Annotated in this window: 16 protein-coding genes, 1 tRNA gene and 3 pseudogenes; 9 read left to right on the forward strand and 11 right to left on the reverse strand. The window is 57.8% G+C overall.

Going from position 1 to position 13,972, the window contains the following annotated elements; translation table 11 throughout:
- Window position 1 precedes the first annotated feature (1 nt).
- Both AC13C0_RS12270 and AC13C0_RS12275 read left to right on the forward strand, forming a co-directional pair.
- On the forward strand, window positions 2–940 hold the full coding sequence (locus AC13C0_RS12270) for an MlaD family protein (protein WP_482954462.1): 939 nt from the start codon (window positions 2–4) through the stop codon (window positions 938–940).
- Window positions 937–1,578, forward strand: coding sequence for an ABC-type transport auxiliary lipoprotein family protein (locus tag AC13C0_RS12275; protein WP_482954463.1), 642 nt, complete (start codon window positions 937–939; stop codon window positions 1,576–1,578). Before AC13C0_RS12270 ends, AC13C0_RS12275 begins: the two co-directional genes overlap by 4 nt.
- Here the strand turns inward: AC13C0_RS12275 and pgsA are convergent.
- The 6 genes from pgsA to AC13C0_RS12305 all read right to left on the reverse strand — a co-directional run bounded on the left by pgsA (window position 1,523) and on the right by AC13C0_RS12305 (window position 5,855).
- Window positions 1,523–2,089 carry a CDP-diacylglycerol--glycerol-3-phosphate 3-phosphatidyltransferase gene (gene pgsA / locus AC13C0_RS12280; RefSeq protein ID WP_482954464.1) on the reverse strand — a complete coding sequence of 189 codons (567 nt, stop codon included), beginning with the start codon at window positions 2,087–2,089 and terminating at the stop codon, window positions 1,523–1,525. The genes AC13C0_RS12275 and pgsA overlap by 56 nt on opposite strands.
- Window positions 2,090–2,096: 7 nt before the next feature.
- A complete protein-coding gene (gene uvrC / locus AC13C0_RS12285) occupies window positions 2,097–3,959 on the reverse strand; it encodes an excinuclease ABC subunit UvrC (protein ID WP_117616990.1) in 1,863 nt (620 codons plus the stop codon).
- Window positions 3,943–4,605, reverse strand: coding sequence for a UvrY/SirA/GacA family response regulator transcription factor (gene uvrY, locus AC13C0_RS12290; protein ID WP_117616989.1), 663 nt, complete (start codon window positions 4,603–4,605; stop codon window positions 3,943–3,945). Before uvrY ends, uvrC begins: the two co-directional genes overlap by 17 nt.
- Window positions 4,606–4,705: 100 nt before the next feature.
- Window positions 4,706–4,957: a hypothetical protein gene (locus AC13C0_RS12295; RefSeq protein WP_117616988.1), complete on the reverse strand. Its 252-nt coding sequence runs from the start codon at window positions 4,955–4,957 to the stop codon at window positions 4,706–4,708.
- 111 nt (window positions 4,958–5,068) lie between these two features.
- The gene (locus tag AC13C0_RS12300; protein WP_205422247.1) at window positions 5,069–5,323 is read right to left on the reverse strand and encodes a hypothetical protein; all 255 of its coding nucleotides are present in this window, start codon (window positions 5,321–5,323) and stop codon (window positions 5,069–5,071) included.
- A gap of 85 nt (window positions 5,324–5,408) precedes the next feature.
- Window positions 5,409–5,855 (reverse strand): DUF1330 domain-containing protein, encoded by a 447-nt coding sequence (locus AC13C0_RS12305; protein ID WP_117616987.1) that lies wholly within the window; start codon window positions 5,853–5,855, stop codon window positions 5,409–5,411.
- A gap of 225 nt (window positions 5,856–6,080) precedes the next feature.
- Between AC13C0_RS12305 and AC13C0_RS12310 the strand changes: the two are divergent.
- Both AC13C0_RS12310 and AC13C0_RS12315 read left to right on the forward strand, forming a co-directional pair.
- Window positions 6,081–6,299: pseudogene (locus AC13C0_RS12310) on the forward strand (molybdopterin cofactor-binding domain-containing protein); the annotation flags it as partial.
- A 15-nt stretch (window positions 6,300–6,314) separates the two neighbouring features.
- Window positions 6,315–6,749: pseudogene (locus AC13C0_RS12315) on the forward strand (molybdopterin cofactor-binding domain-containing protein); the annotation flags it as partial.
- Between the two features lie 52 nt (window positions 6,750–6,801).
- Here AC13C0_RS12315 and AC13C0_RS12320 read toward each other — a convergent pair.
- The gene (locus tag AC13C0_RS12320; protein ID WP_482954465.1) at window positions 6,802–9,012 is read right to left on the reverse strand and encodes a diguanylate cyclase; all 2,211 of its coding nucleotides are present in this window, start codon (window positions 9,010–9,012) and stop codon (window positions 6,802–6,804) included.
- 145 nt (window positions 9,013–9,157) lie between these two features.
- Between AC13C0_RS12320 and AC13C0_RS12325 the strand changes: the two genes are divergently transcribed.
- Window positions 9,158–10,105: an AEC family transporter gene (locus AC13C0_RS12325; RefSeq protein ID WP_341581894.1), complete on the forward strand. Its 948-nt coding sequence runs from the start codon at window positions 9,158–9,160 to the stop codon at window positions 10,103–10,105.
- Here AC13C0_RS12325 and AC13C0_RS12330 read toward each other — a convergent pair.
- On the reverse strand, window positions 10,102–10,875 hold the full coding sequence (locus tag AC13C0_RS12330) for a fructosamine kinase family protein (RefSeq protein WP_341581893.1): 774 nt from the start codon (window positions 10,873–10,875) through the stop codon (window positions 10,102–10,104). The genes AC13C0_RS12325 and AC13C0_RS12330 overlap by 4 nt on opposite strands.
- A gap of 83 nt (window positions 10,876–10,958) precedes the next feature.
- On the opposite strand from AC13C0_RS12330, the gene yccX reads away from it, so the two are divergent.
- Window positions 10,959–11,234 (forward strand): acylphosphatase, encoded by a 276-nt coding sequence (gene yccX / locus AC13C0_RS12335; RefSeq protein ID WP_117616982.1) that lies wholly within the window; start codon window positions 10,959–10,961, stop codon window positions 11,232–11,234.
- Window positions 11,235–11,311: 77 nt separating this feature from the next.
- Window positions 11,312–11,917: a DUF938 domain-containing protein gene (locus AC13C0_RS12340; RefSeq protein WP_117616981.1), complete on the forward strand. Its 606-nt coding sequence runs from the start codon at window positions 11,312–11,314 to the stop codon at window positions 11,915–11,917.
- Between the two features lie 49 nt (window positions 11,918–11,966).
- Here AC13C0_RS12340 and AC13C0_RS12345 read toward each other — a convergent pair.
- Both AC13C0_RS12345 and AC13C0_RS12350 read right to left on the reverse strand, forming a co-directional pair.
- Window positions 11,967–12,057: transfer RNA gene (locus AC13C0_RS12345), tRNA-Ser, on the reverse strand.
- Window positions 12,058–12,185: 128 nt separating this feature from the next.
- Window positions 12,186–12,392 (reverse strand): DUF2905 domain-containing protein, encoded by a 207-nt coding sequence (locus tag AC13C0_RS12350; RefSeq protein WP_117616980.1) that lies wholly within the window; start codon window positions 12,390–12,392, stop codon window positions 12,186–12,188.
- A gap of 50 nt (window positions 12,393–12,442) precedes the next feature.
- Between AC13C0_RS12350 and AC13C0_RS12355 the strand changes: the two genes are divergently transcribed.
- Both AC13C0_RS12355 and AC13C0_RS12360 read left to right on the forward strand, forming a co-directional pair.
- Window positions 12,443–12,973 carry an isochorismatase family protein gene (locus tag AC13C0_RS12355; protein WP_117616979.1) on the forward strand — a complete coding sequence of 177 codons (531 nt, stop codon included), beginning with the start codon at window positions 12,443–12,445 and terminating at the stop codon, window positions 12,971–12,973.
- Between the two features lie 68 nt (window positions 12,974–13,041).
- Window positions 13,042–13,722, forward strand: a complete 681-nt coding sequence (locus tag AC13C0_RS12360; protein ID WP_117616978.1) for a cupin domain-containing protein — start codon at window positions 13,042–13,044, stop codon at window positions 13,720–13,722.
- Between the two features lie 64 nt (window positions 13,723–13,786).
- On the opposite strand, the pseudogene AC13C0_RS12365 reads toward AC13C0_RS12360, so the two are convergent.
- Window positions 13,787–13,972: pseudogene (locus tag AC13C0_RS12365) on the reverse strand (group II intron reverse transcriptase/maturase); the annotation flags it as partial.

The following is a 13,972-nucleotide window of genomic DNA, read 5'->3' on the forward strand; positions in this document are numbered from 1 at the left end:
CATGGAGCCCAGGGCCCATCACCTGATCATTGGCCTGTTCACCATCATCGCGTTCGGGGCAGCCCTGATTTTTTCCCTGTGGCTGGCAAAATCATCTGCTGACCGGGAATGGGCTTACTACGAAATTGTCTTTGACCACGCCGTCAGCGGCCTGGCTGAAGGCAATCCGGTTCTTTACAGCGGCGTGCAGGTGGGTGACGTGATGGCGCTGACCCTCGACTCTGAAAACCCTGGTCGTGTCCGGGTGCTCGTTCGGGTTGATCAGTCCGTACCCATTCGTGACAACACCAAGGCAGGGCTCGTGCTGGCAAACATTACCGGCAGCATGAGTGTTCAGTTCAGTGGTGGCAGCCCGGATCGGCCAGCACTAAAGGGAAACCGCGACAATCCTCCGCTGATCGTCGCTGAGCCCTCTACATTTAACAGCTTGCTCGCCAACGGCCATCAGCTTTTGGCCAAGGCGGACCTCTTGCTCAGTAACGCCACAGAACTCCTTTCTGGCGATAACATCGAGAACCTGACGGCTATCCTGCGGAATACACGTGAAGCAACCGACGCCCTTCTCGCCCGCCGCGAACAGCTGTCAGCCCTGCTCGACCAGTTGGATGCTGCCGGGTCTCGCACCGAGGAAGCCGCCATCAAGGTTTCGAGGGTCTCTGATAACGCAAACGAATTGCTGCAAACGGACGGTCGACGGGTCCTGCAATCCATGGACAAAACGCTGGGCATCATTTACACCACCATATCCAGAATTGATCAGCTGACGCGCGACAACCGGGGTGCCATGGATTCCGGGCTTCAGGGGATGGGTGAACTGGCACCGGCACTCAGGGAGCTGAGGGCGACGCTTCGGAATCTGAACCAGTTTACCCAACGCCTGGAAGAGGACCCGACGGGGACTCTGTTCGGAAACGACACCATGAAGGAGCTTTCCAAGTGAAGGTAGCGCCAATCGTTAACCTCGCCCTCCTCCTGGGCATCGGCCTTGCAGGTGGCTGCACAGTGTTTCCGACCCCCGAGCCACCCCGGGTGATGGACATGGCTGCACCAGAAACAATCAGCAAGGCAGACCAACGCTTCCCGGAATCGCTGCGCGTTGATACACCCTATGCGTCCAAACCATTCAACAGTACGAGGATCCTGGCCAAGCCTGCGCCCTGGGAGTTCAGGTCTTATGAAGGCGTTCGCTGGCGCGACACGATGCCGGTTGTGGTGCGTGACACCTTGGTCAGCACCCTGAGACAAAGCGAGGCGTTTGCCAGCGTGATCAGTGAAACCAGCCCCGCCGAGGCAGAGCTTACCCTGATCAGCGAGCTTTCCGCCTTTCACGTCGAAAATCCTGAGAGCACGCCCCGGATTGTTATCGAGCTGCACGTGCAGCTGATCCACAACCGCTCCCGGGCCAGCCTGTGCAGCAACAACTTCAGGATAGCTGAACCGGCGCCCGGCCCTGCTATTGAGCAGATTATCGAAGCGTTCGGTGCCGCCGGCAATACGCTCTCAGACAGAGTGATTCTCTGGGCTACGGCGTGCGACCTTCCGTCTCACCCGGGAAGAGATCGGCCCAGGCAGCCTTGAGGTAAAGCCCCATAGACCAGAGGGTAAGAGTGGCTGCGATATAAAGCAGCGCCAGCGCGATGTTGGACCAGAAAACCCCCGGCGGAAACGCCAGTAACCCCACAATGGCAGCCATCTGCGCCGTTGTCTTGATCTTGCCGATGTAAGAAACGGCAACGCTGGCACGGCTGCCAATTTCCGCCATCCACTCGCGCAGGGCGGAAATGACGATTTCCCGGCCAATAATGACGGTGGCCGGAATGGTCAGCAGAATGGCGGAATGTTCCTCGATAAGCACTGCCAGGGCCACGGCCACCATCAGCTTATCAGCCACCGGGTCAAGAAACGCACCAAACGGGGTGCTCTGGTCGAGTTTTCGAGCCAGGTATCCGTCCAGCCAGTCCGTCGCCGCTGCCAGCCCGAAAATCGCGGCACTCACGAGGTAGCTCCACTCCACCGGCAGGTAAAAAATCACCACGAACACCGGGATCATGATGATGCGTGAGAGTGTGAGGATATTAGGTAGATTCATGCTGTCCTTACTCGTCGTGCAAAGCTGCGTATAGGGTTTCTGCCAGTGATTTGCTGATGCCCGGCACCTTGACCATCTCATCAACACCCGCTTTGCGGAGTTCTTGTATTCCGCCGAAATAGCGTATCAGGTCGCGGCGTTTTTTCGGCCCCACACCTTCGATACCCTCCAGTGTAGACTGTCGCCGTTTTTTGTCCCGGCGCGCTCGGTGCCCGGTAATCGCAAAGCGGTGGGACTCGTCCCGGATGTGCTGAATCAGATGCAATGCCGGCGAGTCTGCCGGTACCCGGAAGACATCGCCGGTCATCGCATCAATGAGCTGCTCCATGCCTGCCCGGCGGGTCACGCCCTTGGCGACACCGATCAGCGGTATATCGGAAATTTCAAGCTCATCAAACACTTCCCGGGCAATGTTCAATTGCCCTTTACCACCATCAATGAAGACAAGATCCGGGCGCTTGCCCTCCCCGGCCACCATTCGCTTGTAGCGGCGGGAAAGCACCTGGCGCATGGCGGCGTAGTCATCACCGGCGGTGACGCCTTCGATATTGAACAGGCGGTAATCGGTCTTCAGGGGGCCATTCTCATCGAAAACCACGCAGGATGCGACGGTATTTTCCCCGTGGCTGTGGCTGATGTCGAAACACTCCATGCGCGACGGGGTTTCTGCGAGCTCAAGCAGGTCCCGCAGGGCCAGTAACCGCCGGTACACGGTTTCCTTGCTGGCAAGGTGTGTGAGCAATGTCTGGCGGGCGTTGGTCATGGCCAGTTCGAGCCAGCGGCGACGTTCTCCCCTCACATTGCCCCGGATACGGATCTCCCGGTTAGCGGACTCCGTGAGTGCCCGGGCGAGAAGCTCCTGACCCTCAACCTCAACGGGCACAAGGATGTCCCGGGGAATCTCCCGGCGGGTATTGCCACCAAAATAATACTGGCCGAGGAAGGCGCTGAGCAGCTCGCCTTCGGTCTGTTCGATGGAGTATCGGGGAAAGTAGTCCTTGGTACCCAGCACCCGGCCGCCACGAACAATGATGACCACAATACAGACAACCCCGGCATCCTGGGCAATGGCGACCACATCGGCATCGCCGCCTTCGCCATCCACCGACTGCTGTTCCTGAACGTGGCGCAGATGGTTAATCTGATCCCGGTAGGCCGCCGCCTTCTCGAACTCCAGGTTTTGCGAGGCAGCCTCCATGGCATTCATCAGATCATGGATGATGGCCGGGTTCTTCCCTTCCAGGAACATGGTGGCGTGGCGAATGTCCTGCTGGTATTCCTCCGGCGCCACATAACCAACACAGGGCGCGGTACACCGGTTGATCTGGTACTGCAGGCAAGGCCGCGTCCGGTTTCGGAAATAGCTTTCACTACAGGATCTTATGCGGAATACCTTCTGCAGAATATTAAGACTTTCCTTGACCGCACCGGAACTTGGAAACGGCCCAAACCAGGTGCCGCCGCCTTTCTTGGTGCGCCCCCGGCGAAACGTCAGCGAGGGATAGTCGCTGTGGGAGGACAGGTAAATATAGGGATAGGACTTATCGTCCCGGAGAAGAATATTGTAGGGCGGCCGTAACGACTTGATCAGGTTCTGCTCGAGTAGCAGGGCCTCGGTTTCACTGCCGGTAATCGTGACTTCGATTGAGGCAATCCTGGCAACCAGCGCTTCGGTTTTCGGCGCCAGGCCGGTCTTGCGAAAGTAGCTGCCGACCCGCTTTTTCAGGTTACGGGCCTTGCCGACGTATAGCACTGCGCCGCCCTCGTCATACATTCGGTAGACGCCGGGCCGCTCCGTGAGCTGCTTCAGGAAGCTCTTGCTGTCAAACTCCCCGATGTTGTTACTCTCAGGGTCAGACCTTGTCGGCATCAAGCAAACCAAGCCGCACTGCCATCAGGGCCAACTCCACATCACTGGAAATTTCCAGCTTCTCAAAAATCCGGTAGCGATAGCTGTTGACCGTTTTCGGGCTCAGGCACAGCTTGTCGGAAATGTCCTGCACTTTCTGGCAGCCCACAACCATCATCGCAATCTGCATTTCCCGCTCGGAAAGCCGGTCAAACAGCGACAGCTCGCCGTCTTCATCCCGGTCGCCGCCGCCAAGCTGTTTCAGCGCCATTTTCTGAGCGATTTCCGGGCTGATGTAACGCTGCCCCGTATGGGCCATACGAATGGCGCGAACCATCTCCCTGATGTCTGCACCCTTGGTTATGTAGGCCGTGGCGCCGCTTTGCATCACTCGGGCCGGATAGGGGTCGTCCGCACAGGCGGTAACGACAATCACGCGAAGGGAATCATCAATCCGAAGGATGCGGCGGGTAGCCTCAAGGCCTCCGATGCCGGGCATACGGATGTCCATCAGGACAATGTCCGGCCGCTGCTGGCGCACGAAATCGATCGCGTCCTCTCCGGAGGACGCCTGCCCGATGACTTCAATGTCCGGGTTATCAGCCAGCATCCGGGTAATACCGGATCTCACCAGCTCATGATCATCAACAACCAGTACCCTGATCAAAATTCACCTCGCACACGGCTTTCGGGAAAACAGCGCGATTGTAACGTTTAGTTCAGGCCCCGGGTAGGTGCAACCCCAAATACCATAACAGACATGCCGCCTATGCAGGCACACCCAGGCCCGCGGTATTCTCTACGGGGTCAAACCAGACCACCAGATCGCCCCGGCGAACTGCAGCCAGCACCCGGCTCCGTTCACCCATGGGGTTTTCGGTGTCGTTCAGTCCGTGATACCGGGTGCAATATTCTTCAACCAGGCCCAGAAGCTGATCTTCCGTTAACAACTCGGTATCAACGGTGAACTTTTCCTGTCTGGGATCCTGCTGGGGCTGATGCTCGGTGCTGTCGGTCATACTACCTCCTGTGGGCCACCATAGTAAGGATAATGATGGCCAGCAGATTGGTCTGTTCGGCAATCTCCGCAATCACGCCGATTACCTGCTCGATCTTGCCAGTGGACTCATTCAGGGCATGAATAGAACCGGAGACACGGAACCGGCGACCAGAAAGTTTTGCTGGCCGGAAAGAAACTTCATCCGGGCCATCAGGGCCTGAACCCGCTCGAAGTTCTCTCTGTGATCTTCCGCCCAGGCACTCAGGGTTTCTGAAGCGTCTTGCGCTTTCAGGATGATGCTCCAGGACAGAGCGGCGAGTCCTGCCAGGGCAAAGACCGAGAGAAACGCGAAAAACAGAATCCGGGTTCTTACTGTGCCGAACATGACAACTCCAACAGCGGGCTATGCCGCGGATGGTATGCCGAATCTGTGACACTTTTATTGCAATCGTTGCGTCAGAAAATCACCTTCACTGCTCGGCTGCCTGCCGCCGGGCGTGGCATTTGCTGCGCAAGATTCCGTCCTCAACGCTCGCCACCAGCCGGGAATCCTTCAGTGCCGCGGTACGGTGCCTGACAACACCCTTGTACTCAGCGCTTTCGATCATGGCCATAAAGGCATCTATGGAGGGGTAGCGAACCAGAAGAATCTGGTCCCAGGACTCATCCGGTGGCGCGATCAGCGGGCCGAGGCTCCGGCCAGACCAGATAACCTCGGCACCCACGGATTCCACACAGGCGGCGGCCTCCTCCATATACAGCTTATAGGCCTCCCGGCCAGACCGCTCCGGCGCCTCTTCCTTGTAACTGGCCCGCTCACGAAAACGCAGCAGGTTCAACATAACCACTGGCTGATCCTTGGGGGTATCTGCCAGTACCTTCTGCAGCTGCTCGGGCGTGGGATTAATGGCGTCCATCCTTATCCTCTTGTTCTCGTGGTTCCGGCGCCTACTATAGCCTAGCCCTGATGCATGAACGCAAGGGTTTTCATTACCTTTCACTCAGGCTGCACTGTTTGCCTTCTTATCTCGTATAGCTACAGTGAACGAAACGATACATTGGCCGGCGGCTCTGCCCTGGTTCTGGCTGCCCGCTGGGATATGCCCATGGCCAGCGAAAAAGCGCAATTCGGCGCTGGCGCCATGCCCGGAGGCTGGGTGGATAACCCCAACGTGTTCATTCACATTGATGCCGATGGCACCGTTACCATCATGAATAATCGATCCGAGATGGGCCAGGGCATCCGAACCAGCCTGGTCATGGTGGGTGCCGACGAGCTTGGCGCTGACTGGGACCGGGTTAAGGTCCGGCAGGCTGAACGTGACCACAGCAAATATGGCAACCAGAATACCGACGGTTCCCGTAGCATGCGCCACTGGTTCCGCTCGGTGTACAACCTTCCTCATGCCTGGGCGATCCAGAGCTTTGCCCATGAGCTGTCGGTGGCCGCTGGCCGGGATCACCGGGATTACGTGCTGGATTTGCTCGGCCCCGACCGCGAGATCCATAACCTGACGGTGGGCGATGGCTGGAACTACGGTGAAGACCCGGACCTCTATCCGATCGATATCGGCAGGATGCGGAATGTGATTGAGCGGGCTACTGGCGAAGCGGGCTGGAGCAAATCCCTGGGTGACGGTCGGGGGCTTGGTCTGGCCTTTCATCACAGCTTTGTCTCCTACACGGCCATCGTGTTCGAGGTGGAAGTAGATGATCAGGGTGAGCTCACCATCCACCGGGCAGACATTGCCTTTGACTGCGGCAAACAGGCCAACCCGGAGCGCATTCGCTCCCAGTTGGAAGGCGCCTGCCGGTCGGTGATCAGTTGAAGGGTTGAAGGGTTAAAGCAACATCAGGGCCTCCTCAGAGGCCCTGATCTGTCTCTATCCGGTTGCGCCCGCCTGTTTTTGCCGCATACATGGCTCTGTCGGCACGGGCCACCAGCTCCTTACGCTTGTCCTCGGGACGCCAGGTAGCGACTCCGATGCTGGCGGTTACGCCTTCCGGCATCCTGCTTATGCGCACACCGGCAACTGCCTTACGGATACGCTCCGCCAGAATCACTCCGTCTTCCCTGGCTGCGCCGGTGGCCACAACCACAAATTCCTCACCGCCCCACCGACCAATATGGTCTTCCTGCCTCAGCACGCCGTTTACCTCGCAGGCAATGTGCCCCAGCAACTCGTCTCCTGCCTCATGACCCCAGGTGTCATTCACTCGTTTGAAGTGATCAACGTCCAACAACAGGACACAAAACGGAAGTTTGTGCCGGCGGGCTTTCGCCAGTTCCTTGTCCAGCTCCTGTTCGGTCCGGTACCGATTCCAGATACCGGTCAGGGAATCATGACTGACCGCTTCACGGAGTTTTTCATTTGCCCTGGCAAGCGCCTGCTGCTCCTCCCGGAGCATTTCGTTCAGCCGGGTAATTTCGCTGGCCGATGCCAGCAGGGCCACATCCTCACCAAGATCCACCGCGGCCTGACGCTCAATCGGTTTCCACGGATCGCTGGTGCCCCGGACCTCCTCCTGCCAGGCGCTGAAGGTGCGGTGCAGGTCCTGCCCGCTGGCGGGGGCGCTGACCAAAGCATCGGAATCCGGTTTTCCAGCCCAGTAAAACGTCCTGTCATGCTCCGGGCGGAAAAACATCAACCAACCTTCAGAATCTTCCCCCGGCAAGGGTGCTGCGAGCATCCCACAGCAACCATTCAGCTCAAGGCCCGCTGCCAACGGTTCATTCCTGAGGCGGCTGCTCACCCAGGCTCCCTGGCCGTGGCTTTGTTCGAGCCTTCTTGCAAACTCTGCGATGGTTTTCAGGGGTGGAGTCACGCCGAACCCGGATATCTCGCCTTTAGTCCTGAACGCCAGGCCGGCCGCGCGAAAAAACACGAGCCATTCGTTGCCGTACTTTTCGAGCATTGCCGTGGGCGACAGCCCGGCTTTGACATCCTCCACCAGAAAGTCCCTGGACTCCTGCACCTGCAAAAGAAAGCTGGATTCCATTCGCGCCTTGAGCAGGAACAGTCGTTGAGTCGCCATGGTAACCAGAGTTCGGGCGGCATCCCTGAGTGTGGGTGCCAGCGGCATTGGCGTCGCGGAAATGCAGGTCACCATTCCCCAGAGGCCGGTCTGACCTACGATGGCGAGAGACAAAAGGGACCTGGCATTGAAGTCATCCAGAAAGCTTCGCTGACGTCGGGACGGGGCCCGCAGCACCGTACCACTGGCATCAATGTCCCGGATCCTGTGTTCTGAAAGTGCTGCTGAGGAAACAACCGGAACGGCATCCGCACCCAAATCCGGAATGCTTCGAACCTCCCTTGCCGCAAACTTTTCCCGCTGTTCCGCCGGATAGTCACTCGCGGCAAAGCGCTGCCCCACAACCGGGGACAGACCTTCGGCCAAATCCTCCGCAAGACAGACACCATGGCCTTCGTCATCGAAATGGAACACCAGGACACGCTCAAAACGGGTTATATCCCGCACACCGGCCACCAGGATGTCCATCAGAGCGCCCGGCGTTTCGGCCCGGGCCAGTCTGGTCAGCCACTGGTTCACCGTTCCCATCAGGCGCCGGTTGCCAAGCGGTGTAATGGGCTCGATCTCGACGATGACCGCATCACCGGACCGGAAGGCATTGACCTGCAGCCGGGTCTTGCGACCGTCAATATCTCTCTGGATTGAAAGCGGACCACTGAGCCGGCTGCCCGTGCGCAATTCGTTTCGCGCCTTCCCCGTAATCCGTTTACCGAGCACCTGTTCAGGCTTCTGATCCAGCAGCTCATCAGCAGCCACACGCAAATACTGCTGGGCGTTCGCACTGCATTGAACAATCAGGGAAAGGTCCTTATCCAGAACCAACAGGCAGCCACAGGGTTGAATGCTGAGGAGAGACGTATTCCGCACAGGAGGGGCAGCAGACGATTGAGAGGCCTGGCTGGCCTGAAGAAGGTGGTCGGGGTTCAAGATAAGCGACGGCTCCAGCGAAACAAAATGACAGTTAGCCGGAAACCTGTCCGTGGAGCACAATTTCCCTGCAAATCCGGCGATGAGTTGCCTGAAGTATACAGCTTTCACGCCACCAAACTATGTCATCTTGTCAACTATTTGTTAAATTCGGAACCACTCATGAATGGAACCTTGGTGGCATTCCGGTAGCAGGCTAGGTAGTGCAGCGCTTATAATCCTCATCCTCAACACAACCCGGAAATGGCCAGCCGTAATGACCCTGATCGACCTGTTCCTGCAAACCATGGAAACCACATTACCGGTTTTCATAATGGTCTTTATTGGGCTTGGGCTGCGACGCATCGGCTGGATTGACGGCGCATTTGTTAACACGGCCTCGGCCCTGGTCTTCAAGGCAACGTTACCGACTCTCGTGTTTCTGAGCATCATCCGCGCGGACCTGGATACGGCCTTCAATCCCGGCCTTCTGGTGTTCTACCTGGGCGCGACCCTGGCAAGTTTCGCAATAGCCTGGCTCTGGGCGCGCTGGCGCGTTGTCCGGGAAGATCGGGGGGTTTATGTGCAGGGTGCCTTCCGTGGCAACTGCGGCATCGTGGGTCTCGCGCTCGCCGCCAACCTGTATGGCGATTTTGGCTTATCTGCCGGAGGTATCCTGCTGGGGCTGGTGATTATCTCCTACAACATCCTGTCCGTGATCGTATTGGTGGCCTATCAGCCCGGGCAGGCCACAGACTGGCGGAAGATCTTTCACGATATTGTTCGTAACCCGCTCATTATCGCCGTGTTTGTCGCCATTCCCTTTGCCGCGCTGGAAATCACGCTACCGGGCTGGGTAATGATCAGCGGTGACTATTTTGCATCCCTGACCCTTCCGCTGGCGCTGCTCTGCATCGGGGCCACAGTCTCTCTCAGTGCTATCCGGAACGACAGTAAAACGGCGTTCAGCTCCAGCCTGATGAAGATGGTCGTGCTACCCACGCTGAGTACGGCCGCAGCCTGGCTGGCAGGCTTCCGCGGTCCTGAACTGGGACTGATGTTCCTGTTCTTTGCCAGCCCCACCGCCGCGGCCAGCTTTGTGATGGTAAAAGCTCTGGGTGGAAACGACCGGCTGGCCGCCAATATAATCGCCCTGACAACCTTGATGGCCAGCATTACCGTGACTCTGGGTGTGTTCGTATTGCGAAGCGCAGGGCTGATCTAGTGTCCCGTCTGGCTAATAGACTCAATAACGGCAATCCCGGCCTGACAGCCGCCGAGATACCCGCCACCGAACAGATTGTAGTGATTCAGATAGTGGTAAAGGTTGTAGACCTCACGCTTCACGCCATACACAGGTGTTCGGGGATATTGACGATCGTAGGCGGCGTAGAAGGATCGCCCGAAACCTCCGAACATTTCCGTCATGGCGAGATCGGCTTCACGGTCACCGCAATAGACAGCTGGATCAATCAGCCAGGGCATTTTCACATCAAACAGCACGTTTCCGCTCCAGAGGTCGCCATGAAGCAGGCTCGGGTGGTCACAATGGGTGTCGAGCCATTTCATGAGCACTTCACCCTGCTGCTCCAGCACCTTCTGAAAACGGGTCCGCTGGGCGGCGTCGCGCACCCTGGTAACCTGATATCCAAGGCGGTCCCGAACAAAAAATTCGCCCCAGCTGCGGCACCAGCGATTGGGTTGCGGCGACAACCCGATGTAGTTGTCGTGGCTCCAGCCGTAGGCATCCCGCGGAAGGCTGTGCAGTCGGGCCAGGCCTTCACCAAGCGCTTGCCGGGCACGATCCGACGCCCCCAAGGCTTCGATGGCGGTGATTTCCAGTTCGGATTCATCTACCCGGTAAACCTTCGGAACACCGATATCAGTGACCCCGGCCTCGCCAAGAGCGCTGGCAAGACGCTCCAGACCTTCTGCCTCGCAAATCAACGCATTGGCATAGCCGGTGGCGTTCTGTTTCAGGTAGGTATCGGCCATGGGGAACACACTCCTTGAAGTTTTCCTGCCGGAACCGGTAGATTGAACCAAAGCCTGACACGACGCATTTAAAGGGGCAAATGATGGATAAAAAACGCTGGCACCTTCTTATCTCCGGGCGGGTACAGGGCGTCTACTACCGGGCCTCTACCGAAAAACGGGCCGCTGAACTTGGCCTCACCGGCTATGCCCGCAACCTGCCCTCCGGCCAGGTAGAAGTGGTTGCCGAAGGATCGGAAGGCCAGTTGCATCAGCTTCATGAGTGGTGCAAAGGCGGGCCACCGGATGCCCGGGTAGACGCCATCGAAATCACGGAACAGCCCCCCTCAGGAGCGTTCACTGATTTCAGCGTTCGCTAATCGATGCCTTTCAGTGACCGATACACCGGGCCAGGGTTACCACCACTATCTACCTACCACCTTTCAGAGGTCGGGGCATGCCAAAGGACAAACCGTTTTCCCAAGCTTGTGAGAATAACAGGCAACCGATTCTTGAAAAACTCTCCGGGCTTTTCAAACAACCGGGCACGATTCTGGAAATCGGAACAGGCACCGGCCAGCACGCGGTGCACTTTGCCGGGCATTTGCCGCACCTGACATGGCAGCCCAGTGATCGCCCGCGCAACACCCAGCTTTGCATTCCGTGGCTGGACGACGCAATGCTGCCCAATATCAGCCCGCCTCTACCCCTTGATGTCCTCGCCGGGGATTGGGCCCAGGTACCCGCCATCAGCGGCGCCTTCTCCGCCAATACCGCTCACATCATGGCCTGGCCGGAGGTAGAGGCAATGTTTCGGGGCATCGGCAAGGCATTACCAATGGGCGGTACTTTCTGCCTCTATGGCCCGTTCAGTTATGCGGGCAAGCATACCAGCCCCAGCAACGAACGGTTCGACAGCTCGCTCAGAGCGCAGGCTCCACACATGGGTATACGGGATATCGAGGATTTGCAGCGCCTGGGTAAGGCCACAGGCCTGACGATGGAACAGGATTTCGACATGCCCGCCAACAACCGGCTGCTTGTCTGGCGCCGGTCTGAGTGAAGGTATAAAAACCTCGACGGTGCCGGGGTTTTGTATTGGCGGATTGTATTGGCGGAGAGGGAGGGATTCGAACCCTCGATACGCTATTAACGTATACACACTTTCCAGGCGTGCGCCTTCAGCCACTCGGCCACCTCTCCAATAAACTGTTTCAAATCAGCGATGTCGTCGCGCATTTGAGGGCGCAAACTTTAATGGTTTTACGGGCGATTGGCAACTCCCTTTGGAGAAATCGCCAAAAAATTTCGGGAATCGCCGGCTTTTCTGTTTACCGGTTGAACAGATTCAGGACTATGGTTAACACAACGCTGATGATGATCATGGACGTAATCGGGATAAACACCCGGCTGTTTTCCGAACGTATATTGATGTCACCGGGCAGTTTTCCGAACCAGTTCAGAATGCCGGGTGTAAAATGGAGGATAGCCCCAACAACAATCAGTATGATGCCGGCGACAATGAACCAGCGGGCCATGGCGGGTACCTTTGGTGACCAGATCCGATAAAGATACGGGGAGAATAACAATGCTGATGAAAGCTGAGCAATCGACATTGCTGCTGATCGACGTACAGGAAAAGCTCATGCCAGCCATAAGCCACGGTGAAGAGGTGGTTGACCGATGTATTACACTCGCAACCATAGCTGGCCTGATGGAAGTGCCGGTACTGGCCACCGAACAGCTTCCGGACAAGCTGGGCCATAATGTCGAGGCGGTTCGGGAGCTTTCTCATCAAACTCTGGCGAAACACCATTTTGACGCCTGCCCCGACGGGCTTGTCGATCACCTTCCCGAAGGCCGGCAACACATTGTAGTGGGTGGTTGTGAGACCCATGTCTGCATGATGCAGACCGCCCTCAGCCTTGTCGACGCCGGCTACAAGGTCTGGGTGGTGGCCGATGCGACAGGTTCCCGGAACGAGTTTGACCGTGACGTCGCCCTGGATCGCCTGAGCGAAAGCGGAGCACGGGTCGTGACCCTTGAAATGGTGGCATTCGAATGGATGCGCCATTGCAGGCATCCGCAATTCAGGAACATTCAGGCGCTGATCAAGTAAATGCATCCAGCACAGCGATGCCGACGTAAACACACCCCCGAAATCCCACGCAGTTCTTGAGGTTACCGATGCTAAACATGGATTTTACCCGCAAGGTCGTAATTCGGACTGCCGAACAGGAATGGGTTCCCAGCCCCGCAGGCGGTGTACTCAGAAAACCCCTTGCCAGAGAGGAAGCGGAGCGCGGGCACGCAACCAGCGTTGTTCGTTATGAACCCGGAGCCTCATTCAAGCGGCACGAACATCCACTCGGCGAGGAAATTCTGGTTCTCGACGGCGTATTTTCCGATGAAACCGGCGACTATCCGGCAGGTACTTACCTGCGCAACCCGCCGGGAAGTGGCCACGCCCCGTTCAGCAAGGAAGGTTGCACCCTGCTGGTGAAACTGCATCAGTTCGATGAACGGGATCAGTCAACGGTTCGTATCGACACCACCAATACGCCCTGGCTCGCCGGCATTGGGGGCTTGCAGGTTATGCCCCTGCACGAGTTCGAGCATGAGCATGTTGCCCTGGTGAAATGGCCGGCGAACGAAGTCTTCCAGCCCCACAGACACTTCGGAGGTGAAGAGATTTTCGTACTGTCCGGGGAATTCTGCGACGAGCACGGCAGGTACCCTGAGGGAACCTGGATCCGGAGCCCCCATCTGAGCCAACACCATCCGTTCGTGGATAAGGAAACTGTGATCTGGGTCAAGACGGGCCACCTTCCTGGCGACCAGCCAATCGGGATAGGGGGGAGCCACTAGACTCCGCCCCTCCCACACCACCCGGCAAGCGGGTCCGCACCGGGCGGTTCGAGACGTTGAGGTATCACGAGAGACGCGGCACGCCCAACCGATCAAAGTAGGCAATCGTCAGCACGTTGTGAATGGCAGACCGACTGTTATGCCACCAGCGACGGCTCAGGGCCGCCACTGATTCCGCAACCCAGGGACTCGCGCCAAGGCGCAGCAGTTCCCGGTAAATGGTCCTGCCCCGCTTCCACTGTTTGAGATG

Source organism: Marinobacter sp. B-21 (assembly GCF_056857895.1).